This is a genomic window from Streptomyces sp. NPDC005820, assembly GCF_040630255.1.
In the GTDB taxonomy this organism is placed as follows: Bacteria; Actinomycetota; Actinomycetes; order Streptomycetales; family Streptomycetaceae; genus Streptomyces.
The window spans coordinates 125,746-149,660 of record NZ_JBEXXE010000024.1; the positions used below are offsets into that span (position 1 = coordinate 125,746).

Here is a 23,915-nt window from a genome sequence, read left to right on the forward strand (position 1 = left end):
CCCCGCGACCCACGATCCGTCAGACCCGTACCGGCTCCTGCGGCACGGCCTCGCCGGCCGCCACCGGTGGCGATGTCGTGAGCCCGGCCCCCTCCACGTCGACACGGGGCAGCAGCCGGTCGAGCCACCGGGGCAGCCACCAGGCCTTGTCGCCGAGCAGGGCCAGCACCGCCGGCACGAGCGCCATGCGCACGACGAAGGCGTCGAACAGCACCGCGACGGCGAGCCCGAACCCGATCGTCTTGATCATCGACTCGCCGGAGCCGATGAACCCGGAGAACACGGCGATCATGATCACCGCCGCCGCGACGACCACCCGCGCGCTGTGCCGGAACCCCGAGACGACCGCCTCGGGCGCCCGGTCCCCGTGGACGTACGCCTCCCGCATACGGGCGACCAGGAACACCTCGTAGTCCATCGCCAGGCCGAACACGATGCCCACCAGGAAGATCGGCATCAGGCTCATGATCGGCCCGGCCTGCTCGACCCCCAGCAGTCCCGCGCCCCAGCCCCACTGGAAGACCGCCACGACCGAGCCGAGGGCGGCCAGCACCGACAGCAGGAACCCGAACGCCGCCTTGACCGGGACGAGCACGGAGCGGAAGACCACCAGCAGCAGGAGCAGAGCGAGGACGACGATGACGGCCAGGTAGGGCACGAGCGCGGCCTGGAGGGCCTCGGCGACGTCGATGTTCATCGCGGTGCTGCCGGTGACCTCGAAGGACGCCCCCGTCCCGCGCTCCAGGGCGGCGCGTTCCGAGCGGATGGCGCGGACGAGGTCCTTGGTGCGCTCGTCGTTCGGGCCGGTGGCCGGAACGGCCGAGAAGAGCGCGGTGTCACCGGCCGGGTTGAACTGCGCCGAGGAGACGGACACGACCCCGTCGGTGGCGCCGATCTCCTGGGCGATCTCCGTCACGGCCGCCTTGGCGTCGGCCGCTCCCTTGGCGTCCACGACGATGGTCAGGGGTCCGTTGAAGCCCGCGCCGAATCCGTCCGCGAGGGCGTCGTAGGCGCGCCGTTCCGTCGAGGAGACCGGCTTGGACTCGGCACCGGGCATGCCCATCTCCAGGCTCGCGGCGGGCAGGGCCAGCACACCCAGCCCCGCGACGCACGCGACCAGCACGGTCACCGGGCGGCGCAGCACGAACCGCGCCCACCGGGTCCCGCCGTTCCCGTTCGCCTCTCGGGCAGGACGACCCTTGCGCGTACGGCGGGACAGCACCGCGTTCGGCCACATGCCCAGCAGCGCCGGGACCAGGGTGAGGGCCACCAGCACGGCGACGACCACCGCGCCCGCCGCGCACAGGCCCATCTTGGTCAGCATCGGCACGCCGACCACGGTCAGGCCGGCCAGTGCGATGACGACGGTGAGGCCGGCGAAGACCACGGCCGAGCCGGCCGTGCCGACGGCGAGTCCGGCCGCCTCGTGCGCGGCATGGCCGTTCGCGCGCTCCTCCCGGTAGCGGGAGACCACGAAGAGGGCGTAGTCGATACCGACCGCCAGTCCGAGCATCGAGGCGAGCGTGCCCGTGGTGAGGGAGAGCCCGAAGACGCTGCCCAGGGCCATGATCGCGGCCATGCTGGTACCGACGCCGATGACGGCGGTGAGCAGGGGCAGTCCGGCGGCGGCGAGGGAGCCGAAAGTGATCAGCAGAATGACCGCGGCGAGGCCGATGCCCACGGCCTCGGCGCTGCCGCCCGCGGCGGGCTGCTCGGCGAGGGCGGTGCCGCCGACCTCGACCGTGAGGCCCGCGTCACGGGCCTGGTCGACGGCCTTCTCCAGGGCGGCCTTGTCGGCGTCGGTGAGGTCGTCGGCCTTCACCTTGTAGTTCACGGTGGCGTAGGCGGTGGAGCCGTCCTCGCTCACCGCGCCCGCGGTGAACGGGCTCACGGCGTTCAGGACCTTCGGCTCGTGGGCCGCTTCCGTGACGAGCGCGTCGATGGCGGCCCGGTGGCCGGAGGCGGTCACCTTCCCGCCGTCGGGTGCGACGAACACGATGCGCGCGGTGGCGCCGTTGGCGTCCGTGCCGGGGAAGCGCTCCCCGATCAGGTCGAACGCCTTCTGCGCCTCGATGCCGGGCATGAACGACGTGCCGTCGTCGGAGGCGGACGGAGCGGTGGCGGCGCCGGCTGCCCCGCCGGCGAGGATCACCGCCCACAACAGCACGACGAGCCAGCGGCGCCGAAAGGCGGTCCGGCCCAGACGGTAGAGCAAGGTAGCCACGGGAAACGGGTCTCCAGGTCAGGCTTCGGGTGGACGGCCAGCCTGACGGGAACGGGGATGCCGGGGCATCGTGCGGGTGCTCGCAATCCGGCTTGGTGTCCCTGCATGAGCCGACGCGGCCCGGTCCTCCTACGGGAGGAGCCGAAGCTACGGCTTGGGGATGACTCCATGCCGGGCTCACTCTGGTCGCCTTGTCCACCACCGGATCTCCGGTTAAAGTCCCACGGACCCGCGCCACTGATGCGCGTCAGTAGAGCCGTCGGCGCGTTCCTCCCCCGCCATCCGCGGAGTCGCCCACCGCGATCCGCACCGGGGCCCCGCCTGCCACCACCTCGAAGGACACCCGTATGCCCGAGATCGACCCGTCCCGTCTGTCCCTGGAGCAGAAAGCCGCACTGCTGTCGGGACAGGACTTCTGGTCCACCCACCCCGTGGCGGCCTGCGGCCTCCCCTCCGTCGTCCTGACCGACGGACCGCACGGGGTCCGTCGCCAGGTCGGCGAGTTCGACCACATGGGCATCTACGAGAGCCTGCCCTCCACCTGCTTCCCGCCCGCGGCGGCCGTCGGCAGCAGCTGGGACCCCGAGGTCGCCGCCCGCATCGGGGCGGCGGTGGGGCGCGAGGCCCGTGCCCTCGGTGTGCACGTCGTCCTGGGCCCTGGGGTGAACATCAAGCGCTCCCCGTTGTGCGGACGCAACTTCGAGTACTACTCGGAGGACCCCCTGCTCTCCGGGCGGCTCGGCGCGGCCCATGTGCGCGGCCAGCAGGAGCAGGGCGTGGGCGCCTCGCTGAAGCACTTCGCGGTCAACAACCAGGAGACCGACCGGATGCGGGTCAGCGCCGACGTCGACGAGCGCACCCTGCGCGAGATCTACCTGCCGGCCTTCGAGCACGTCGTGACCGAGGCCGCCCCGGCCACGGTGATGGCCGCCTACAACAAGGTCAACGGCGTGCACGCGGCACAGCACCACCGGCTGCTCACCGAGGTGCTGCGCGAGGAGTGGGGGTTCACCGGAGCTGTGGTGTCCGACTGGGGCGCGGTCCACGACCCGGTGGCGTCCGTGCTCGCGGGGCTGGACCTGGAGATGCCCGGCCCCTCCCCCGAGGACGCGCAACGGATCGTGGACGCCGTACGCGCCGGTGAGCTGGACGAATCCGTGGTCGACACGGCCGTACGACGGATCCTGGCGCTGGCCGACCTCGCGGCCGGACAGTCAGACGGGTCCGACGGGTCCGACGCCGACGCTCACCACCGGCTGGCCCGCGAGCTGGCGGCCGAGTGCGCCGTCCTGCTGCGGAACGAGCACGGCGTGCTGCCGCTCGGCTCCGGTCAGCGCATCGCCGTCATCGGGGAGTTCGCGGCCACGCCCCGCTATCAGGCGGGCGGCAGTTCGCACCTCAACCCGACCCGGCTCGACAACGCGCTGGACGCGATCCGGGCGTCGGCGGACGGGCGCGGCAGCCCGGTGGAGTTCGCGCCGGGCTTCACCCTGGACGGCTCCGGCGACGTCGAGGGACTGCGGGCGGCCGCGGTGGCTCTCGCCCGCTCCTCGGACGTGGCCGTCGTCTTCGCGGGGCTCGCGGAGAGCGAGGAGTCCGAGGGGTTCGACCGGGACCACCTGCGCCTCCCGGCCGTACAGGTCGAACTGATCCGTGCCGTCGCCGCGGCGGCCCCGCGGACGGTCGTGGTGCTGTCCAACGGCGGGGTCGTCTCGCTGGAGGGCTGGCACGACGAGGTCGACGCGATCCTGGAGGGTTTCCTGCTGGGCCAGGGCGGCGGAGGTGCCCTCGCCGACCTGCTGTTCGGTGAGGCCAACCCGTCGGGCCGCCTCGCGGAGACGATCCCGCTCCGGCTGGAGGACAACCCGAGCTTCGTGAACTTCCCCGGCGAGCAGGGGCACGTCCGGTACGGCGAGGGCGTCATGGTCGGCTACCGCTGGTACGGGACGACCGGCACGCCGGTGCGCTATCCGTTCGGGCACGGCCTGTCGTACAGCGGCTTCGCGGTCGGCGACCTCGCCGTGGAGGCCACCGGCGACGACTCCGCCCGCGCCTCGCTCACCGTCACCAACACCGGCGCCCGCGCGGGCAAGCACGTCGTCCAGGTCTACGTCGCCGCACAGGCCGGACCGGTGCGGCGGCCGACACGCGAGCTGCGCGCCTTCACCAAGGTCCACCTCGAACCCGGTGAGTCCCGGACGGTCGCCTTCGACCTCGGCCGCCGGGCCTTCGCCTACTACGACGTCCAGGCCGCCGGTTGGGCGGTCGCGCCCGGTGACCACCGCGTCCAGATCGGCGAGAACGCCGAGCACGTGATCGCCGAGGCGTCCGTGTCCCTGGCCGGGGACGTCGTCGCTCAGGAGCTGACCCTGGAGTCCACCTTCGGCGAGTGGATCGCCCACCCTGTCGTCGGCTCCACCCTCCTCGATGAACTCACCGCCGCTCTCCCCGATAACCAGGGCACTCGGATGGGCGACCGGCCGGAGCTGCTCCAGGCGGTGCAGGACGTGCCGATGAAGCGGGTGGTGGGCCTGGTGGGCGACGCCCTGGACGAGACGCTGGAACGCTTGATGGAACGTACCCGTGTCGCCGGCCGCCCTTGAGCCCCTTTGGTTGATGCGCGTCAGTGACGGTGTCACGGGACGCGTATCATCGTGGTGCCTGCCGAGACCGCGGCAGGTGGCGGGCAGCGCGCGACGGGCCGGACACGCGTGCCGCCGTGCCGACGGTTCGGACGGATCAGAGGGTCATGACACGCCCCGCGAAACGGATCACCAGCGCCGATGTCGCCCAGGCGGCCGGCGTCTCACGCACCACCGTCAGCTATGTGCTCAACGACCGGCCGGGGCAGTCGATCCCGGAGGAGACCAGGAAACGGGTCCTGGCCGCCGCCGAACGGCTCCAGTACCGGCCGCACGCCTCCGCCCGCGCCCTGGCCGCCGGCCGCAGCGACATCGTGCTGCTGTCCATCCCCGACCTGCCCATCGGCCCGAGCATCAGCCGCTTCGTCGAGGAACTGACCGTCGCCCTCGCCGAGCACGGCCTGACGCTGGTCACCCACCTGATGGCCGAGCGCGGCCGGTCCCTGCCGGACGTGTGCGCCACCGTGGGCGCCTCGGCGGTGCTCGGGTTCGAGGGCTTCGACGAGGCGACCGTCAAAGCCCTGCACGGACTCGGCGTGCGGGTCGTGCTGCCGCCGACCGACGCCCATCTGTCCGCCATGCCCCCGCTGGGACGTATGCAGGCCGAGCATCTGATCGGCCGCGGTCACCGCCGGATCGGCTACCTGCTGCCCTCGCCGTCACGGTTCCGGCGCATGGGCGAGGAACGGCTCCAGGGGGTCGCCGAGGCGTGCGCGGACGCGGGCATCGAACCCCCGCTCGCGCTCGGCGCCGCCGACCTGGAGATCGCTCCGCTGGCCCGCGTGGTGCGGCGGTGGCAGGACGAGGAGATCACCGGTGTGTGCGCGTTCAACGACGAGCACGCCATCGCGCTGCTCGCCGCCATGCGACAGATGGAGCTGACCGCGCCGGACGACCTCGCGATCGTCGGGGCCGACGACATCCCGATGGCCCGCTTCGCGGCGCCGCCGCTCTCCACGGTCTACTTCGACCTCCAGGAGGCGGGCAAGCACCGCGCGGAGGCCGTGGCGGCCGGCCTGACCGGCCGACGCGCGGTCCCGGGCGGACCGGGGGACAGTCTGCGGCTGGTCAAGCGGCTCTCCTCCTGAACCGCGCCCTCGACCCGAGGAACATCGCGTTACCAGCTCGTTACCTTCTCGCATCTTGCCGTCGTGAGTCCCTTGATGTTTTCTACTTTCGCGCGTCACTGACGCGCATCACTAGGGCAATGCGCCGTAAACCAACCACCACCCCCACCGACGGAAGTCGTCGACAGCCGTCTGAAACGTTTCACAGAGCCGTGAAAGGTACCCCATGTCCTCAACCGAGACCGCCCCCGAGGCCACGCAGGCCGAGGAGACCGGCTTCTCCGCCCGGCATCTCCTCGCGCTCGTCGCCCTCCTGTGGACCGTCGCGCTGAACCCCGTCGCGGGTCTGCTCGCCGGCAGCTCGCAGGCCGAGGTGGCCGTCCACTTCCGCACGACGCAGATCGCGTGGTTCACGCTGGGCTCCGCCCTGCTCGGCACGTTCCTGACGCCCTTCGCCATGAAGGCCGCCGCGATGTACGGCAAGAAGCGGGTCATGGTCGTCGCCACCGCCGTCGGCCTGCTCGGCGACGCGATCGCCGCCTTCGCCACCGACTACTCGACGCTGATCGCCGGCCGCGTCATCGCCGGCGCCTACGGCGCCACGGTGTTCATCGCCTACGCCCTGGCCCGCGACATCTTCCCGCGGCGCCTGGTCGGCACCGCCAGCGGCGTCCTGGCCGCCAGCATCGGCCTGGTGGGCCTCGGCGGCCCGTTCCTGTCGGCCTGGCTGATCGACCACCACGGCTTCCGCGGCGCCCTGTGGTTCATCGTGGTCTCCACCGCCGTATGTCTGCTGCTCCAGCTGCTGTGCGTGCCGGAGAGCCCGGTCCGCGAGGCGGCACGACGGATGGACTGGATCGGCGGACTGCTGCTCGGCGGCGGGCTCAGCGCGATCGTCTACGGCATCGGCGAGGGCTCCGCCTGGGGTTGGACCAGCGGAAAGACCCTCACCTGGATCGGCCTCGGCGCACTGGCCGTGCTGCTGTTCCTCCCCTTCGAGTCCCGCGCCGCCGACCCTCTGCTGCCCCTGTCACTGATCAAGCGGCGCCGGGTGTGGACCGTCTTCCTGGCCGCCTCGGTCGGCGCCGGCGCCACCTTCGCCGTGGGCACCGTCACCATGATCCTCACCCTCATGCCGCACATCCCGACCGTCTCCGACGGCCTCGGCTGGTCCGTCACCAAGAGCGCCACCGTCCAGTCCCCGATCAGCGTCCTGGTGATCGCCACGGCGGTCCTCACCGGATGGCTCGCCCGTCGCGTCGACACCCGGATCCTGCTCGCCGTCGGCGGCGCCCTGACCACCATCGGATACGTCGTCGCCTCCCAACTCCACACGGAGATCTGGCACTTCATCCTGCTGGGCCTCATCTCCGGTCCGGGCATGGGCCTCGTCGTCTCCGTGCTGCCGATCATGGTCATCGAGTCGGTGGCCCCCGAGGAGCAGGCTCTCGCCAACGGCTCCCAGTGGCTGATCCAGAGCGTGATCCAGGTGATCGTCAGCCAGTTGGTGTTCACGGTCATGGCCCAGGACGGCGTGGTCATGAAGGGCACGCAGTTCTACCTGGACGGCGGGTTCGCGAACGGCTTCCTGCTGGTCGCCGGAGCGTGCGCCCTCGGCACCGTGCTGGTGGCACTCATTCCCAAGGCGCGCCGCATCGACACCGTCGAGGCGGCCCAGGCGGCCTGAGCCCCCTGATCGACTTCTCCCGCCTCTCCCGAACAGACAAAGGCAGGCAATGATCCGCACCTCCTTCAACGACGACTGGCAGACCCGGCGGAAGGTGAACCCCTTCGCCGAACTGTCCGGCCCCGTGGCCCCGTTCCAGGCCGTCGCCCTCCCGCACGACGCGATGATCGGTCAGGACCGGGTCGCGCCGGACGGCGAGGCGACGATGGAGGGAGGTGCGGGCGCCTACTTCCCCGGTGGCGTCTTCGAGTACCGCAAGACGTTCTCGGTTCCGGACGAACTGCGCGGCAAGCGCGTCCAGTTCGAGTTCGAGGGCGTCCACCGCGATGCCACCGTCCACATCAACGGTGCCTACGTCGGCCAACGCCCCTACGGCTACTCGCAGTTCACCGTCGACGCCGACCCGTACCTGCGCTACGGCCAGGACAACGAGATCCGTGTCGAGGCCCGCGCCCACCAGGACTCCCGCTGGTACACCGGCGCCGGCATCTACCGACCCGTCTGGATGCTCACCGGCGACGTGGTGCGCATCGTCCCGGACGGCATCCGCGTCACCACCCTCGATATCGAGGGCGAGCGGGCGGTGGTCGAGGTCGCGACCCGGGTGCGCAACGACTCGATCGCGATCCGCACCCTCGACCTCGCGGTGAACCTGCGCGACGCCTCCGGCGACGCCGTCACGGGCGACGTCACCAAGGTCACCGTGCTGCCCGGCGAGGACGCGGTCGTCCGCTCACGCCTGTACCTGCGTGAGGCGAGCCTGTGGGACGTGGACACCCCCCACCTGTACGGCTGTCACGTCGCGTTGAGCGCCGAGGGCGACCCGGTGGACAGCGACAGCGTGGAGTTCGGCATCCGTTCGCTTCGGCTCGATCCCGAGCGGGGGCTGCGGCTCAACGGCCGTACGGTCACACTGCGCGGCGCGTGCGTCCACCACGACAACGGCCCGCTCGGCGCGGCCACTTACGCCCGCGCGGAGGAGCGGCGGGTGCAGCTGCTCAAGGAGGCCGGGTTCAACGCGATCCGGATGTCCCACCACCCGATGAGCCGGGCGATGCTCGACGCCTGCGACCGCCTCGGCATGCTCGTCGTCGACGAGACCTTCGACGTGTGGACGTCCGCCAAGAGCGGCTTCGACTACAGCCTGCACTTCCCCGAGTGGTGGGAGCGCGACGTCGAGGCGATGGTCGCCAAGGACTACAACCACCCCAGCGTCATCATGTACTCGATCGGCAACGAGATCCCGGAGGTCGGTTCCCCGTCCGGTGCCGCGTGGGGGCGCAAGCTCGCCGAGAAGGTCCGCTCCCTCGACTCCACCCGCTATGTCACCAACGCCGTCAACGGCTTCCTCGCCGTGATGTCCGAGCTGGCCGCCCTGCGGGGGCAGCGCACGGAAGGTGCCGAGGACGGTGGAGGCATCAACTCCCGGATGACCGACGCGGGTGACATGATCAACTACGTCAGCGCCTCGGACCTGGTCACCCGGCGCACCGCCGAGTCCTTCGCCGTCCTGGACGTCGCCGGTATGAACTACGCCGAGGCCCGCTACGGCCTCGACCGCGAACTGTTCCCGAACCGGATCATCCTGGGCACCGAGACCTTCCCCACCCGCATCGACGGCAACTGGAAGCTGGTCGAGCAACACAGCCACGTCATCGGGGACTTCACCTGGACCGGCTGGGACTACATCGGCGAAGTCGGCATCGGGCGCCCCCAGTTCGCGACACCGGAGAACCCCCGCCCCGAACACACCGCTCCCTTCCCCCACCTCCTCGCGGGCTGCGGCGACATCGACATCACCGGCCACCGGCGTCCCGCCTCCTACTACCGCGAGATCGTCTTCGGCCTGCGCACCGAGCCCTACATCGCCGTCCGGCGCCCCGAGAACCACGGCCTGACTCCCCTCGGCGGTCCCTGGGCGTGGAGCGACGCCATCGCGAGCTGGACCTGGCCGGGCTTCGAGGGCAAGCCGATCACCGTCGAGGTGTACGCCGACGCCGACGAGGTCGAACTGATCGGCAACGGCAACTCCTTCGGACGCCGTCCCGTGGGCGCGGAGCACCGCTTCCGCACCGAGTTCGAGATCGTCTACGTGCCCGGGAACCTGGTCGCCGTGGCGTACCGGGAAGGCGTCGAGACCGGCCGCACCAGCCTCCAGTGGGCCAACGGTCCCGTGCGGCTGACCGCCGAGCCCGACCGCCCGATCGTCCGGGCGAGCGGCGGTGACCTCGCCTACGTCGCCCTCGCCCTCACCGACGCCGCCGGCACCCTGCACACCGCCGCCGACCGGCCGGTCTCCGTCGAGGTCTCCGGCGCCGGGGAGCTGATCGGCTTCGGCAGTGCCGCCCCCGCGTCGGAGGAACGCTTCGACGCGACCGAGCGGCGCACCCACGAAGGCCGTGCGCTGGCCGTCGTACGGCCCACCGGTACCGGGAAGATCCGCGTCCTGGCCACCGCGCCGGACTGCGAGCCGGTCGAGGCCGTCATCACCGTCGAGTAAGGAAAGCAATCTCGTGATCGACAGGAAAACGCTGGTCCGCCGGCACACCGTCCGTCTGACGGAGCCGGACCCCGCCCACGTCCTCACCGTCGGCAACGGCGACTTCGCCTATACGTGCGACATCACCGGTATGCAGTCGTTCCCGGCGTACCACGACCAGAGCGCCGCGATGGCGGAACGCCGGCTGGCCGTGAACACCGCGACCATGACCACCTGGGGCTGGCACGCCATGCCCAACCCCGAGGGGTACACCCTCCCGGACGCCATGTCGGAGCACAGCACGGCCCGGGGGACCGTGAGTTACCCCGACAGGTTCGGGATCGCCGCCATGATGGGCGGCGACCTGCCCGAGGAGATGCGCCCCGGAGCCTGGCTCAGCGCCAACCCGCAACGGCTCGACCTCGGCCGTATCGGCCTGCTGCTGCGCCCCGCGCCCGACGCGGAGCCCGAGACCGGCCCCGAGGCCCTGCGGGACCCGGAGCAGTGCCTGGACCTGTGGACCGGGACGATCAGCAGCCGCTTCACCTACGCCGACCACGAGGTGGCGGTCACCACCGTCGCGGACCCGCACCGGGGCCGCGTCGCGTTCCGGATCGAGTCCGAGCTGCTCGCCGACGGTCTGGCCGGCGTCGTGATCCGCTTCCCCTACGCGAGCGACGGCTTCTTCCAGACCTGCGACTGGACCTCACCGGAGCGCCACCGCACCGACCTCGACCAGGTCACCGACACCGGGTGCGTCTTCCGCCGGACCCTCGACGACACCACGTACACCGTCCGGCTCACCTGGTCGGCAGGTGTCGTACGACCGACGCGGAACCCGCATGAATACGTGCTGACCACGGACTCGGACACCCTCGAACTCGTCGCGCACTTCTCCCCCGACGGCGAGGCCGCGACCGTGGGCGGCGACTTCGCCTTCCTCGCGGCAGCCTCGGCCGCATGGTGGGAGGACCACTGGACCTCCGGAGCCGCGATCGACTTCACCGGCAGCACCGATCCGCGAGCGGCCGAGCTGGAGCGACGGGTGGTGCTCTCGCAGTACCTCACGGCGGTGAACTGCTCCGGTACCCTGCCGCCGCAGGAGACCGGTCTGATCACCAACTCCTGGCACGGCAAGCACCACCTGGAGATGCACTGGTGGCACGCGGCGCACTTCGCCCTCTGGGGCCGCTCCAAGCTCCTCGAACGCAGTCTCGACTGGTATCTGTCCATCCTCCCCGAGGCCCGGGCCACCGCCCGTCGCCAGCGTTACGCGGGAGCCCGCTGGCCCAAGCAGACCGGCCCCGACGGCCGTGAAAGCCCCTCGGACATCGGGGTGTTCCTTGTCTGGCAGCAGCCCCACCCCCTCTATCTCCTCGAACTGCTGTACCGCAGCCGTCCCGAGAGCGCCCTGGTGAGGCGCTTCGCCGAACTCGTCGAAGACACCGCCGCGTTCATGGCCTCGTTCGTCGAGGAACGCGACGGCACCTACCACCTGCCGGCCCCGCTGCTCCCCGCGCAGGAGTTCTACGACGCCACGACCACCGAGGACCCCACCTTCGAACTCGCCTACTGGTGGTGGGGGTTGGAGATCGCCCAGCGCTGGCGCGAACGCGCCGGCCTCGAGCGGGACAAGCAGTGGCAGCGCGTCCAGGACGGACTGACACTCCCCCATCGGCGCGACGGCCGCTACACCGCCGTCGCCACCGAGCCGTACCTGAAGCGTGACGACCACCCCTCGCTCCTGTGCGCCCTCGGTGTCGTACCCGCCACCCCGCTCGTCGACCCGGCCGTCATGGCGGCCACCCTCCAGGACGTCCGGGCCGACTGGGAGTGGAACAGCGCCTGGGGCTGGGACTTCCCCGTCATGGCGATGACAGCTGCCCGCATCGGCCGCCCCGACCTCGCGGTGGACGCGCTGCTCATGCAGACCCCCAAGAACCACTACCTCCCGACCGGCCACACCCCTCAGATCGGCAGCCTGCTGCCGGTCTACCTCCCCTCCAACGGCGCCCTCCTCGCGGCCGTCTCCCTCATGGCCGCCGGCTGGGACGGAGCGGACGGCGAGTGTCCCGGCTTCCCCGCGGAGGGCTGGTCGGTATGGCACGAGGGCTTCAACCCGTGGCCGTGACCCGGGCGTATCCGCACCCCCATGACAAGGAAGCACGTGTGAACACAGCACTGACCGGCCGGAGCACCCTGGGCGACTGGCTGGAGGACTCCACGGGCGGCCCCCTGATCCGGGAACTGCTCACCCGGCTGGGCCAGGACGTCTCCCAGCTCGGGCCGGCCCGGGTGTTCTCCCTGAACCGGCTGGTCGAGCTCAGCGAGGGCAAGATCTCTCAGCCGCTGGTGGACGGCCTGGTCCGCGCGGTGAACGGCGGGCGGCTCGTGACCGGGGACGAACCGCTCACGGCCGCCGGCACCGCCGCCCCGGAACCCGTGCGGCAGGGCCTGACGCTCGACCGGATCCAGATCCGTGACCCGTTCGTCCTGTACGACGGATCCACCTCCGCCTATCACCTCTACGGCAGCACGGACCCGAACATCTGGGACGGTCCCGGCATCGGGTTCAACAGCTACCGCAGCACCGACCTCCTGCACTGGGAAGGCCCGTTCGCCGCCTTCAGGCCGCCCGCCGGGTTCTGGAGCGAGGGCTGCTTCTGGGCTCCCGAGGTCCACGAGTACCGCGGCCGCTGGTACATGTTCGCCACCTTCACCGCTCCGGACGGCCACCGCGGCACGCAGATCCTCGGGGGAGACACGCCCCAGGGACCGTTCAGCCCCTGGAGCGAGGGAGCCGTCACACCGCGCAAGTGGCAGTGCCTCGACGGCACCCTGCATGTCGACGAGTCGGGTGCGCCCTGGATCGTGTACTGCCACGAGTGGACCCAGATCCACGACGGGGCGGTCTTCGCGCAGCGCCTCGGCGAGGACCTGCGGCACACGACCGGGACACCCGTCTTCCTCTTCAACGCCTCGGACGCGCCCTGGGCCAGGCCCCTGCCCGGGGTGTCCGTGAAGTTCCCCGCCTATGTGACGGACGGGCCGTTCCTCTTCCGGCTCGGCAGCGGGCATCTCGTCATGCTCTGGTCCAGCCACGGCGACCAGGGCTATGCGATGGGCCTCGCGCACTCCGCGTCGGGACGGGTCACCGGCCCTTGGACCCAGGACGAGCACGCACTGTGGCCCGCGGACGGCGGCCACGGCATGGTCTTCCGGCTCGGTGACGGGTCCCTGGCCCTCACCCTGCACCAGCCCAACAACACCCCCGACGAACGGGCCGTCGTACGGCGCCTCGTGCAGCACGACACCACGCTCACGATCGAGGACGACCCGACGTCCTTGTGACCTCACCGTCTCCGCGCCCCGCCCGGCCTCCCCCGTCCCCTCCTCCCCGACCGAACACGAGGTCTCCATGGCACTGCCCCCTCCCACGCAACCGCCCACCGACGGGCCGCTCCTCACCGGCTCCGCCGACACCGAGACGGCGGAGCCCGGCTACGCGGGGGAGGCGGAACGCTCCTATGTCCGGCTGATGGTGCTGGCCGTCTTCGGTGTGTTCATGGCCATCGTCACCCCGATGGCGATCTCCCTGGCGATCCGCGTCGACCAACTCACCCCCGGTCACGAGGAGTACCTCGGCTACATCACCGGCGCGGGCGGCGTCACCGCCATCCTGACGGCCCCGCTGTTCGGTGTGCTCAGCGACCGCACCCGCAGCCGGCTCGGCCGTCGGCGACCGCTGCTGATCGCCGGGACGGCGGTCGGGCTCGTCGCCCTGCTGGTGATGGCCCTGGCCTCCGGCATCCTCGTCCTCGCACTCGGCTGGATGCTGGCGCAGGTCGGCTGGGGCACCGTCCTGGCGCTGCTGACGGCCTCCCAGGCCGACCGGCTGCCCGAGGACCAGCGCGGCAGGGTCGCCGCGCTGACCGGTGTCGTCCAGCAACTCGCCCCGGTCAGCGGAGCCCTCCTCGCCGGCGCACTGTCGGGCAGCAGCGTGCTGATGTTCCTCGTGCCCGGTGCGGTGGGGGCCGTGTCCATGTTCTTCTTCGTCCGCTTCGTCCACGAACCGGACAGCCGCACCATGCCGCTTCCGCGGGCGCGCCTCGATCTCCGTACTCTGACCTCCTCCTACGTCTTCGACCCGCGCCGCAGCCCCGACTTCGCCTGGAACTGGCTCGGCAAGTTCCTCTTCATGTTCGGGCTCACCCTGACCTCGACGTTCACCGCGTTCTTCCTGGCCGAGCGCACGGGTGTGAGCGTCAAGGAGGTCTCGGGCACCGTCGCGGTGCTGGGCGGGGCCGGGGTCGTCGCCACCATGCTCGGCGCGATCGGCGGTGGGTTCCTGTCGGACAGACTGCGCCGTCGTCGTGTCTTCGTGCTGGTCGGCGCCTGTGTGTTCGCCACCGGTGCGGTCACCATGGCCCTGGCCCCCACACTGCCCGTGATCACCGCCGGAGCGGTCCTCGGCAGCCTCGGCCTGGGCCTGTTCGCCACCGTCGACCAGGCCGTCATGCTCGACGTGCTCCCCGAGCGGGAGACCAGCGCCGGCCGCTACGCGGGCATCTACGGCTTCTCCACCACCCTCGCCCAGGGCCTGGCCCCTCTGATCGCCCCGCTGCTCCTCCTCATCGGAACGGGCGGCGGCGACAAGAACTACACCCTCCTGTACTTCATCGCCGCCACCTTCACCTTCCTCGGCGGCTTCGTCATCGCCACCCGCATCAAGTCCGTCCGCTAGAACCGTGCACACCCGGAGACGGACATGAGCCGCCGGCAACGCCACCGGGTCGGCGTCAAGGACGTGGCGCGAGAAGCCGGTGTGTCCCTCGGTACGGTCTCCAACGTGCTCAACCGTCCGGAGATCGTGGCCGACGCCACCCGGACGCGGGTCCTGTCGGTGATCGACTCCCCGGGGTATGTGCGTGCCGAGGGGGCGAGACTGCGCGAGGCCGCCTCTCGCGTGCCGGCCGTCATGGTCACCGACTTGGCCAACCCCTTCTACGCGGCCCTGGCCTCCGGCGTGGAGCAGGCCGCCCGTGAGGCGGGCCTCAACGTCATGGTGTGCCCGAGCCCACGTGATCCGGCGGAGCTCGCGTGCCACCTGGCGCTGCTGTCGTCGCACCTGATCCGCGGTGTGGTGCTGTCCTCCGGCGAGGGAATCGACAGAACCGTTTCCGCCCTCCGCCGCACCGCGATCCCCTTCGCGGTGGCCGACCAGAACGCACCGCAGCCCGGCGCCCCCTCCGGGACCGGCGCAGGGGCGCTCTCGACGCCGTGGCCGCGGCCGGTCTCCCACCGGCCGCACTGCGGGAACTGGCCTGCTGCGACCTGACGGTCTCCGCGGGCAGGGACGCCGGCCACCGTGTTGTACGAGGCGGGCCTGCGAGTGCCGGACGGCATCGCGCTGGTCGGTGGCAACTGCTCGTCGCGGACACGGCTCCGGGCGCGGCAGCGAAGCACCGGCACGTGGTCCTGGAGCCGGAACCGGTCGTGCGTCAGTCCACCACCGACGTTTGGAGAATCAACCAAGATTTCACGCGCTCGTAACACAGGGCTTCTGTAGGGCCCGTCCTTCAACCATAGTTCGTTTCCGGAAAAGAGTTTCCGCATTGCAGAACATGCTTGGAGGCACCAGTGCCGTCGTCTGCACCGTCCCTGCCGCGACGTTTTCTACGCACGCTGCGTCTGTCCCTCTTCGCGCAGGTCGCCTGCGCGCTCGTGCTCGGCATCCTCGTGGGAACGCTCTGGCCCCAAGCCGGCACCGCGGTTCAGCCGCTCGGTGACGGCTTCGTGCGGCTCATCAAGGCCCTCATCGCTCCTCTGGTGTTCTGCGTGGTCGTCTTCGGCATCACCAAGGCCGGCGACCTCAAGGCGTTCGGGAGGATCGGCGTCAAGGCGCTGATCTGGTTCGAGGTGGCCACGACCTTCGCGCTGCTCTTCGGCCTGGTCGCGGGCAACCTCGTCGCTCCCGGGGCCGGGATGAACGTCGATCCGGCGCAGCTCGACGCCTCCGCCGTGGACCAGAAGACCGGGGGTGGATCCCTCCCCTCGACCAGCGAGTTCATCCTGCACTCGCTGCCCGACAGCGCCGTCGGCGCCTTCGCCGAGAACTCCCTGCTCCAGGTCCTGGTCCTCGCCTGTCTCGTGGGGGCCGCTCTGCTGCACCTCGGACTGTCGAGGGTTCCCGCGATCCTGCCCGCCATCGAGCAGGTCCAGGAGATCGTCTTCACGGTCGTCGGCTTCATCATGAAGCTGGCCCCGCTCGCCGTCTTCGGCGCCACCGCGCACCTCGTCGGCCAGTACGGCGTCGGCGTGATGACGACCTACGGCAAGCTCATCGGCGTCTGTTACGCGGTCGCGCTGCTCTTCCTGCTCCTGCTGGCCGTGGCGCTCAAGGCCGTGACCGGGCTGAGCCTGTGGAAGTTCGTGCGCTACACCCGCGAGGAGATGCTGCTCGCGCTGGGCACCGCTTCGAGCGAGACCGTCATGCCCCGCATGATGCAGAAACTGCGGCAGGCGGGCTGCCGGGACGACGCCGTGGGACTGGTGCTGCCCACCGGATACTCCTTCAACCTCGACGGTGCCTCCATCTACCTGTCCGTGGCCACCCTGTTCATCGCCCAGGCTGTGGGCGTGGACCTCACCCTGGGCCAACAGGTCACCGTGGTCCTGGTGTTGATGCTCACCAGCAAAGGCATGGCGGGGGTGCCCGGTTCCGCGTTCCTCGCCCTGTCGGCCACCGCGAGCTCCCTGGGCGTCATCCCCGCGGGCGCCGTGGCCCTGCTGCTCGGTGTGGACCGCATCATGGACTCGATGCGCGTCGCCACGAACCTGCTCGGCAACTGCGTCGCCGTCTTCGCCGTCTCCCGCTGGGAGGGCGCACTGGACGTGGCGCGGGCCCGCAAGGTCCTGAACCAGGAGATCACCGTCACGGCGGAGCCCGATGCCGAAGACTCCGTGCGGGGCGAAGCCGGAGTCGCCTGAGTCGCCGCAGCGGGCGGCCCCGTCCGGTCACGGATTGCACCGCCTGTTCCGGGCACGGGGCAGGGACACCGGTGGGGCGCCCTCGGTGACGGTGTTGCTGACGGCGCCGATCCCTTCGACCGTCATGGTGACGGTGTCGCCGAGGACGAGGGGTGGCGGTTCGAAAACCCGGTTGCGGCCCCAGAGTTCGGCGAGACAGCCTCCGTTGCCGCAGGTGCCCGAGCCCAGAACGTCACCCGGTCGGATCCAGGTGCCGCGGGAGGCGTAGGCCGCCATCTCCTCGAACGTCCAGGCCATGTTGGACAGCCGGTCCTGCCCCACCCTCTCACCGTTGACGTACGCGGTCAGAGCGAGGTCGAGGAAACCCTCGGCGTCGCGGTGGGGTTCGAGTTCGTCGGCGGTGACCAGCCAGGGACCGAGGGTGGTGGCGGTGTCCTTGCCCTTGGCCGGGCCGAGTTTGACCTTCATCTCACGGCCCTGCAGGTCGCGGGCGGACCAGTCGTTGAGGATCATGTAACCGATGATGTGCTCGCGCGCCTGCTCGGGGGTGAGGTCCCGGCCCGCCTTGCCGATGACGGCGGCCACCTCGAGTTCGAAGTCGAAGCGACGGCAGCCGGGCGGCACGGGCACGTCGTCGTGGGCACCGATCATCGCGTACGGGTTGGTGAAGTAGAACGCGGGCGCGGCGTACCACTCCTCCGGGACCGCGTCGCCGTATCCCTGCGCGACACCCGCGACATGGCTCTCGAAGGTCATGTAGTCACGGACGGTCGGCGGCTCCAGCGGCGGCAGCAGCCGAACGTCAGCCAGGGGTACGGGCCGGGAGCCGGCCAGCGCGTGTTCTCCCTCCGCGCGCAGCGACTCCTCCCCTTCCACGATGAGATCGAGCAGGCCGACGGGGTGTTGGAAGGCGTGGAACCGGTCGCCGGCGGCGACTCCGGACTGCCATTTTCCGTCGTGGACGACGCTCGCGAACTTCACGCCACGCTCTCCTGTGCCTCGGCCGGCCGGGTGGCGTCGGGCCGGAAGCCGACGAAGACGGCGGCGATCACGGCGGCGGCCACGCAGGCAGCGGCGGTGAGCAGCAGGCCGTTGTTGTAGCCGTGGGCCAGGGCGTTGGAGGTGTACGGCGCGAGCTTGGCGCCGAGCGGGCCGAGCTCGGCGGTGTGCAGCGCCAGCGGGCCGCCCGCGTCCAGAACGGCGGTGGCGATGCCGTGTTCCTTGGGCGTGAGTCCGGCGTCGGCGAGGCTGCCGGTGAGCCGGCTCGCGGCCATGCCGAGGGCCACGGCGCCGACGACAGCCGGGCCGAGCGTCTGGCCGAGGTCGCGGACCAGGCTGGTGGTGGCGCCGGCCATGCCCGTCAGGCCGGGCGGTACGACATTGACGGCGGCGGCGGTGAGGGCGGCGACGACCAGGCCGAAGCCCACGCCGTTGAGGACGAGCGGCCCCAGCAGGGGGACCAGGCCGGTCTCCTGGACCGGCACGGCCCGCAGCCACAGCTGGGCGGTGGCCAGCGCGACGAAACCGGTGACGAGCATGGGGCCGGGGCCGACGCGGTGCAGCAGACGGACGAGCAGGGGCCAGATGAACGGGGTGATGCCCTGGATGATCACGAACGGGACCGCGGCCTGGAAGGGGCTCTGGTGCTGGATGACTCCCAGGCGGATGCTCAGGTCGTACGCGCCGCCGAGGAAGCCGAACATACCGATCACCGCCATCGCGGCCGAGGCGGCGAAGGCCGGGATGCGGAAGAGCTCCAGTCGCAGCATCGGGGCGGTGCTGCGGTTCTCCACCGCGATGAACGCGGCGAGGAACACGACGAAGGCGACGAAGGACAGCACGACGGGCGCTGAGCCCCAGCCGTCGGAGGGGCCCTGGATGATGCCGTACAGCAGGCTGAGCAGGGCCAGGGCGATGGTGATCTGGCCGGGCCAGTCCAGCGATCGGCCCTCCGGAGCGGTGGACTCGGCCGCCAGGAGCCAGGCCGCGACGGCGGTGCCGACGGCGATCACGCCGGTCACGCCGAAGGCCCACCGGAAGGAGGCATGCTCGACGATGCCGCCGGACATCAGCGGGGCGACGAGGGCGCCGAGGGACAGTGCCGTGGTCCAGGAGGCCAGTCCCCTGGCCCGCTCGGACGGTGTGGCCGTGACGGCGGTGATCATCGTCAGGGAGGCCGGGAAGAGCGCGGCGGCTCCGATGCCGGAGATCGCCTGACCGGTGATCAGCTGCGCCGCGGAGCCGGACGTCGCGGAGACCAGATAGCCGATCGAAGCCAGCAGCGCCGCGCCCACGACCAGTCTCTTACGGCCGTACAGATCGCCCACGACACCGAAGGTCAGGGCGAGCACTGCGGCGGGCACCAGGAACGCGTCGCTGATCCAGGTCAGTTCGGATCCGGACGCCTGGAGGGAGCGCTGCATGACGCCGTTGATCGCGGCCGGCAGAACCAGACCGATCTGCGCCAGGCAGACCGCGAGACAGCCGGCGATGATCGTTCCGGTGTGCCGCGCCGGAGTGGCGAGGGCGGAGCCGGACGCGGTGGTCGGTGGATCGTAGGCAGGGGTGGCGACCATGACTTCTCCTTTGAAGACAGGTGGAAGCACATACCGGGAACTGGGGACTTGCCGACTTGGTGGGACCGTCAGGCGCCGGTGCACAGCTCGGCCATGCAGCCGAACAGGCCGGGGCCGTCGAGTGGCGGCAGCGCGGGATCGAGCTCCCGGTAGACGGTGTGGACGTTGACGGCGAGGCGCTCGCTCTCGTCCAGATCCGCGAAGCGGCCCAGACGGATGTCACGCGCCGCGTCCATGACCGGCATGCCCGCGGTGAAGCGGGCGGTGGCCTGCTCATGGACGAACTCGAGATAGTCACGGACCTCGCGGACCGCCCGCCGGGAGGTGACCGGGCCGTGGCCGGGCACGACGATGTCGGCGTCGAGGCCCAGCAGCAGGTCACAGGCGGCGAGCCAGCGGGCGAAAGGACCGTGCCAGACGATCGGCGTGGCCCGGGCGAACACGATGTCGCCGGTGTAGACGGTCCCGGCCCGCGGCACGTGGACGATCGTGTCCCCGGCACTGTGCGCGGGCCCCACGTCGAGGAGGCGGACCTCCGTACCGCCGACGTCCAGGACCGTCTCACCGTCGAAGACCCGGCTCGGCAGGACCGGGTCGATACCGGAGTGGTCGAAACGGCCGAAGATCCGCCGGGCGAAACGTCCGGTGGGGCTGTCCGCACCGGTCAGCGCCCGCATCTCGGCGGGGCCCACCAGCCGCATGTCCGCCACCGATCCGCGCGCCGCGACGATCTCGGCATGGGCCACGAGCTGGTTGCCGAACCAGTGGTCGCCGTTGCCGTGCGTGTTGACCACCGTGGAGATCGGCGCGGTGGCCGTGACCGGTGCCAACGCGTCCAGCATGACCCTGGTCAGCCGCAGGTCGTAGAGGGTGTCGACCAGCAGTGACTCGCCCCGGCCCGTGATCAGCCCGGCATTGCTCATCCCCCATCCACCGGTCTGTGCGATCCAGGCGTGACAGCCACCGCCCAACGCGATCCGGCCCGTGCGGGAAGTCACGGAAAACATGGCAGCTCCTCGTCCCGTTTCACGGCCAACACCGAGACACTCACGTCCACTGCTGGACTGGAGTCCATCAGTAGCGAGGAATCTAGAGATATGCCGGGGAGAGGTCAAGAGCAATGTGGACCTGTGCTCTACTGGGGCTCATGAACATCAGGTCTGTGGCGGCCGCGGACGAGGGCGGTGCGACGGTCGGGCGCCAGGAGCGCAAGCGCCGCAAGCTGTACGACCAGCTGTACGACACGGCTGTCGGCCTCTTCGTCGCCGATGGGTTCGAGGCGACCACCATGGACCAGATCGCCGAGGCCGCCGACGTCGCGCGGGCCACCGTCTTCAACCACTATGCGCAGAAGGTCGGCTTCCTCGAGGAATGGGGCGTCCGCCGCCGGGCTCGCGTCGCCGAGATCCTCGGCGCGCAGCACGCCGAGGACCTGCCGGTCGACGACCGACTGCAGCGTTACCTGAAGGAGATGGCCGACCTCAACGCCGCCTCCCGCACCGAGACCACCGTTCTGATGGACGCCTCGGCGCGCTACGGCCGCCTGCTCCAGGACCCCTCCCTGGAGATCGAGCTCGCCCGGATCGTCGAAGAGGGGCGCCTACGCGGGGAGATCCGGGCCGGCGTCGACAGCGACCAGGCCGGAGCGCTCCTGGCGGCCTGCTACTTCTCGACGATCCTGCGCTGGATCCGCGAGGAACCAGCCCCCTTCGACCTCCACCAGCGTCTCCGCGCCGCACTCGACGTCATCCTGCGCGGACTCCTGGCCGACCGTGCGGACCGGGGCGAGTCCTGACCGCACGACGACGACGCGTCGCCTGGCGATCTCGGGGGGCTCGGGACACGGGTGCGTAGTCGAGTTCGGCTATCGGGAGGCACGGGGCAGCGTGCGGTGTCAGTCAGCGGATGCGAAGATCGTCACAGGGCGCTGAAGGTCCACAGCAGGTTGGTGCTGCTGCCGTAGGTCCACTGCTTGGTGACCGAGCCCGAGGCGACGTTGCCGCCCCCGTCGAGGACCAGGCCGGTGGTGCGGTTGGCGATCGAACAGCGGCCGTCGCCCCGGTGGGTGATCGTCCACTGCTGGTTGCTGCCTCCGTTCCAGGCGGCCTGGCGGGCGGCGGAGCCGTTGGTGGTGGCGCCCCAGCCGTCGGCGACCATGCCGTTGGTCCGATTGACCAGCTTGTAGTAGCCGCCGCCGACCTCGACGGCCTGCCACTGGAGGTTGGGGCTGCCGTCCCAGGTCCACTGCTTGAGGTTGGACCCGGAGGCGACGTTGCCGCCGCTGTCCAGGGCCAGGCCGTCCGTGACGTTCGTGATCCTGAAGTACGTCGACGGGTTGAACTGCACCTTCAGCGATGTGATCGCGTCGTTGTTGCCGGTGATCCGAAGGTCGGGGTTGTCGGCGGTGAAGGTCCAGGAGGTGCCGCTGAAGTTGTCGCCGGAGTAGCCGATCACCTGACAGCCCGCAGCCAGCCGGAGGGAGGAAAGGGTGAGCGGACCGAGTCCCGCCGAGGTCAGGGCGCTCGCGGTGTGGTCACCGAGGGCGAGCACGGCACCGGTGCCGGCGTAGTCGACGTCCCTGAAGCCGACGGCGCCGGACAGCGGCCGCTGAGCGGGGATGTCTCCGGAGAAGGTGAGCTTCAGAACGTACGCGTTGGCGCTGAACGGCGCCGAGGACGGCAGAGCCACCGTGAGACCGGTTGAGGTCTGGGTCGGCGTCGCCAGGCCGATGTAGGTGCCGGCGGTGGAGTCGAGCAGTTTCACCGAGGTCAGCGTCGAGAGGTCGATCCGGTTGGAGCCGAGGGTCTTGATCGTCACCGAGCTGCCCGGCCAGCCCAGGACGGTGGCGTACAGAACGTTGTTCGCCTTGTTGCGGGTGAAGCGGATGTCCTGCGCGGTGCCGGCCGTCGGCTTGGTGAACGCGCCGCCGCCCATCTTCGTCGGTCCCTCGCCGTATGTGGTCCAGGCTCGGGTGGCGTACACCGACTCGCCGAAGCGCTTCAGGTGGTCGCCGATGCCGAGCAGGATGTCCTTCTGCGCTTGGGGGATGGTGCCGTCGGCCATCGGCGCGATGTTGAGCAGCATGCTGCCGTTCTTGCTGATCCGGTCGAGGAACGAGTGCAGCATCTGCGGGACGGTGTAGTAGCCGATGCCCTGGGTGTAGCACCAACTGCTGCTGGAGATGCTGTCGTCGGTGAGCCAGTACGGCGAGGTGAGGTCGGCTGGGCCGCCGCGCTCGTAGTCGAAGACCTCCCCACTGGAGTTCATGCCGTCCTTGTAGGTGGCGACGACCTCTTTGCCCCAGCTGTTGGCCTGGTTGTAGTAGTACGACAGGAAGTTCAGGCGCTGTGTCTCGTCGACGGCGTCCAGCTTGAAGTCCTGCCACAGGATGTCGGGCCGGGCCCGGTCGATGACCTCCTTGAGCTTGTCGTACCAGAGCTGGTTCTCCGCCGTCGCGCCGAGCTGGCCGTAGAGCTTCTTGAGGCTGGGGTCGGTCTGCGCGGGGGCGTACTGGTAGTAGCCGTTGTAGTTGTACGCGTGGTGCATGGCCACGAGCAGCTTGAGGTTCTTGGCGCGGATGGCCGTGGTGAAGAGCTCCAGCAGGTTCAGTCCCGGCCCCTTGTCGACCGAGTTCCACTCGTTGACCTGGCTGTCCCACATGGAGAAGCCGTCGTGGTGCTCGGCGACGGGACCTGCGAACTTGGCGCCGGCGTCGACGAAGAGCTGCACCCACTCGTCGGGGTCGAAGTTCCCGCCCGCCGACTTCAGCTTCGGGGCGAATACGACGGTGTTGCCCGCGAGGTCCTGCGCCCCGTTGATGAAGTTGTGGTACGGCCAGACCGAGGGCTGACCGTAGGTCGCCACATGGTGTGTGTTGGCGCTGCTGCCGCCCTGGTACATGTTGCGCGGGTACCACTCGCTGTCGTACGCCGGAACGCTGAAGACGCCCCAGTGGAAGTAGATGCCGAACTTGGCGTCCTGGAACCACTCCGGGGCCGGCGGGTGCCGGTCGACCGAGTTCCAGTCGGGCGTGTAGGTGCTGGGCGCGGCCTGGGCGCCGCCCGCGCCGAACACTCCTCCGGCGACGGCCACGGCGGCCACACAGGTGGCACCGGCCAGGAGCTGACGTCTGTTGATCGAACTCGACATGGCACATCCCTGCTGCGGAAGGGGAGGGGGAATGCGGGATACGCACGAAGGTCGACCATGCAACCCGGAGATGTCAACGGGTGTACAGGGATGAAAGTGCC

General features: G+C 70.5%; 15 protein-coding genes. 10 read left to right on the plus strand and 5 right to left on the minus strand.

Going from position 1 to position 23,915, the window contains the following annotated elements; all coding sequences use genetic code 11:
- Positions 1–19: 19 nt before the first annotated feature.
- The gene (locus ABZ464_RS28400; protein ID WP_359281009.1) at positions 20–2,224 is read right to left on the minus strand and encodes an MMPL family transporter; all 2,205 of its coding nucleotides are present in this window, start codon (positions 2,222–2,224) and stop codon (positions 20–22) included.
- A gap of 347 nt (positions 2,225–2,571) precedes the next feature.
- Between ABZ464_RS28400 and ABZ464_RS28405 the strand changes: the two genes are divergently transcribed.
- The 9 genes from ABZ464_RS28405 to ABZ464_RS28445 all read left to right on the plus strand — a co-directional run bounded on the left by ABZ464_RS28405 (position 2,572) and on the right by ABZ464_RS28445 (position 17,089).
- Positions 2,572–4,827, plus strand: a complete 2,256-nt coding sequence (locus ABZ464_RS28405) for a glycoside hydrolase family 3 C-terminal domain-containing protein (protein ID WP_359281011.1) — start codon at positions 2,572–2,574, stop codon at positions 4,825–4,827.
- A gap of 146 nt (positions 4,828–4,973) precedes the next feature.
- Positions 4,974–5,954, plus strand: a complete 981-nt coding sequence (locus tag ABZ464_RS28410) for a LacI family DNA-binding transcriptional regulator (RefSeq protein ID WP_359281014.1) — start codon at positions 4,974–4,976, stop codon at positions 5,952–5,954.
- 205 nt (positions 5,955–6,159) lie between these two features.
- Complete coding sequence (locus ABZ464_RS28415) at positions 6,160–7,620, plus strand: MFS transporter (protein ID WP_359281016.1); 1,461 nt, start codon at positions 6,160–6,162, stop codon at positions 7,618–7,620.
- A 49-nt stretch (positions 7,621–7,669) separates the two neighbouring features.
- Positions 7,670–10,120 (plus strand): glycoside hydrolase family 2 TIM barrel-domain containing protein, encoded by a 2,451-nt coding sequence (locus ABZ464_RS28420; protein WP_359281017.1) that lies wholly within the window; start codon positions 7,670–7,672, stop codon positions 10,118–10,120.
- Between the two features lie 13 nt (positions 10,121–10,133).
- A complete protein-coding gene (locus ABZ464_RS28425) occupies positions 10,134–12,230 on the plus strand; it encodes a hypothetical protein (protein ID WP_359281018.1) in 2,097 nt (698 codons plus the stop codon).
- Positions 12,231–12,268: 38 nt separating this feature from the next.
- Positions 12,269–13,450, plus strand: a complete 1,182-nt coding sequence (locus ABZ464_RS28430; protein WP_359281019.1) for a glycoside hydrolase family 43 protein — start codon at positions 12,269–12,271, stop codon at positions 13,448–13,450.
- A gap of 67 nt (positions 13,451–13,517) precedes the next feature.
- Positions 13,518–14,843 (plus strand): MFS transporter, encoded by a 1,326-nt coding sequence (locus ABZ464_RS28435; RefSeq protein ID WP_359281022.1) that lies wholly within the window; start codon positions 13,518–13,520, stop codon positions 14,841–14,843.
- Between the two features lie 24 nt (positions 14,844–14,867).
- On the plus strand, positions 14,868–15,437 hold the full coding sequence (locus ABZ464_RS28440; protein WP_359281024.1) for a LacI family DNA-binding transcriptional regulator: 570 nt from the start codon (positions 14,868–14,870) through the stop codon (positions 15,435–15,437).
- Between the two features lie 302 nt (positions 15,438–15,739).
- Positions 15,740–17,089, plus strand: a complete 1,350-nt coding sequence (locus ABZ464_RS28445) for a cation:dicarboxylase symporter family transporter (protein ID WP_359281025.1) — start codon at positions 15,740–15,742, stop codon at positions 17,087–17,089.
- A 27-nt stretch (positions 17,090–17,116) separates the two neighbouring features.
- On the opposite strand, the gene ABZ464_RS28450 is transcribed toward ABZ464_RS28445, so the two are convergent.
- The 3 genes from ABZ464_RS28450 to ABZ464_RS28460 form a co-directional block, all read right to left on the minus strand.
- On the minus strand, positions 17,117–18,070 hold the full coding sequence (locus ABZ464_RS28450; protein ID WP_359281028.1) for a fumarylacetoacetate hydrolase family protein: 954 nt from the start codon (positions 18,068–18,070) through the stop codon (positions 17,117–17,119).
- Positions 18,067–19,665, minus strand: coding sequence for an MFS transporter (locus tag ABZ464_RS28455; RefSeq protein ID WP_359281030.1), 1,599 nt, complete (start codon positions 19,663–19,665; stop codon positions 18,067–18,069). Before ABZ464_RS28455 ends, ABZ464_RS28450 begins: the two co-directional genes overlap by 4 nt.
- Before the next feature lie 68 nt (positions 19,666–19,733).
- Positions 19,734–20,588 (minus strand): MBL fold metallo-hydrolase, encoded by an 855-nt coding sequence (locus ABZ464_RS28460; RefSeq protein WP_359281033.1) that lies wholly within the window; start codon positions 20,586–20,588, stop codon positions 19,734–19,736.
- Positions 20,589–20,812: 224 nt separating this feature from the next.
- Here ABZ464_RS28460 and ABZ464_RS28465 point away from each other — a divergent pair, with 224 nt between their 5' ends.
- Complete coding sequence (locus ABZ464_RS28465; protein WP_359281036.1) at positions 20,813–21,460, plus strand: TetR/AcrR family transcriptional regulator; 648 nt, start codon at positions 20,813–20,815, stop codon at positions 21,458–21,460.
- Positions 21,461–21,582: 122 nt separating this feature from the next.
- On the opposite strand, the gene ABZ464_RS28470 is transcribed toward ABZ464_RS28465, so the two are convergent.
- Complete coding sequence (locus ABZ464_RS28470) at positions 21,583–23,814, minus strand: alpha-L-fucosidase (RefSeq protein WP_359281038.1); 2,232 nt, start codon at positions 23,812–23,814, stop codon at positions 21,583–21,585.
- Positions 23,815–23,915 lie beyond the last annotated feature (101 nt).

What these genes read in the sequence shown, in the direction of transcription:
- ABZ464_RS28405 (WP_359281011.1), top strand. Translation starts at nt 2,572, where the DNA reads ATGCCCGAGATCGACCCGTCCCGTCTGTCCCTGGAGCAGAAAGCCGCA.
- ABZ464_RS28470 (WP_359281038.1), bottom strand. Translation starts at nt 23,814, where the DNA reads ATGTCGAGTTCGATCAACAGACGTCAGCTCCTGGCCGGTGCCACCTGT.
- ABZ464_RS28420 (WP_359281017.1), top strand. Translation starts at nt 7,670, where the DNA reads ATGATCCGCACCTCCTTCAACGACGACTGGCAGACCCGGCGGAAGGTG.
- ABZ464_RS28455 (WP_359281030.1), bottom strand. Translation starts at nt 19,665, where the DNA reads ATGGTCGCCACCCCTGCCTACGATCCACCGACCACCGCGTCCGGCTCC.
- ABZ464_RS28410 (WP_359281014.1), top strand. Translation starts at nt 4,974, where the DNA reads ATGACACGCCCCGCGAAACGGATCACCAGCGCCGATGTCGCCCAGGCG.
- ABZ464_RS28415 (WP_359281016.1), top strand. Translation starts at nt 6,160, where the DNA reads ATGTCCTCAACCGAGACCGCCCCCGAGGCCACGCAGGCCGAGGAGACC.
- ABZ464_RS28440 (WP_359281024.1), top strand. Translation starts at nt 14,868, where the DNA reads ATGAGCCGCCGGCAACGCCACCGGGTCGGCGTCAAGGACGTGGCGCGA.
- ABZ464_RS28435 (WP_359281022.1), top strand. Translation starts at nt 13,518, where the DNA reads ATGGCACTGCCCCCTCCCACGCAACCGCCCACCGACGGGCCGCTCCTC.
- ABZ464_RS28460 (WP_359281033.1), bottom strand. Translation starts at nt 20,588, where the DNA reads ATGAGCAATGCCGGGCTGATCACGGGCCGGGGCGAGTCACTGCTGGTC.
- ABZ464_RS28465 (WP_359281036.1), top strand. Translation starts at nt 20,813, where the DNA reads ATGAACATCAGGTCTGTGGCGGCCGCGGACGAGGGCGGTGCGACGGTC.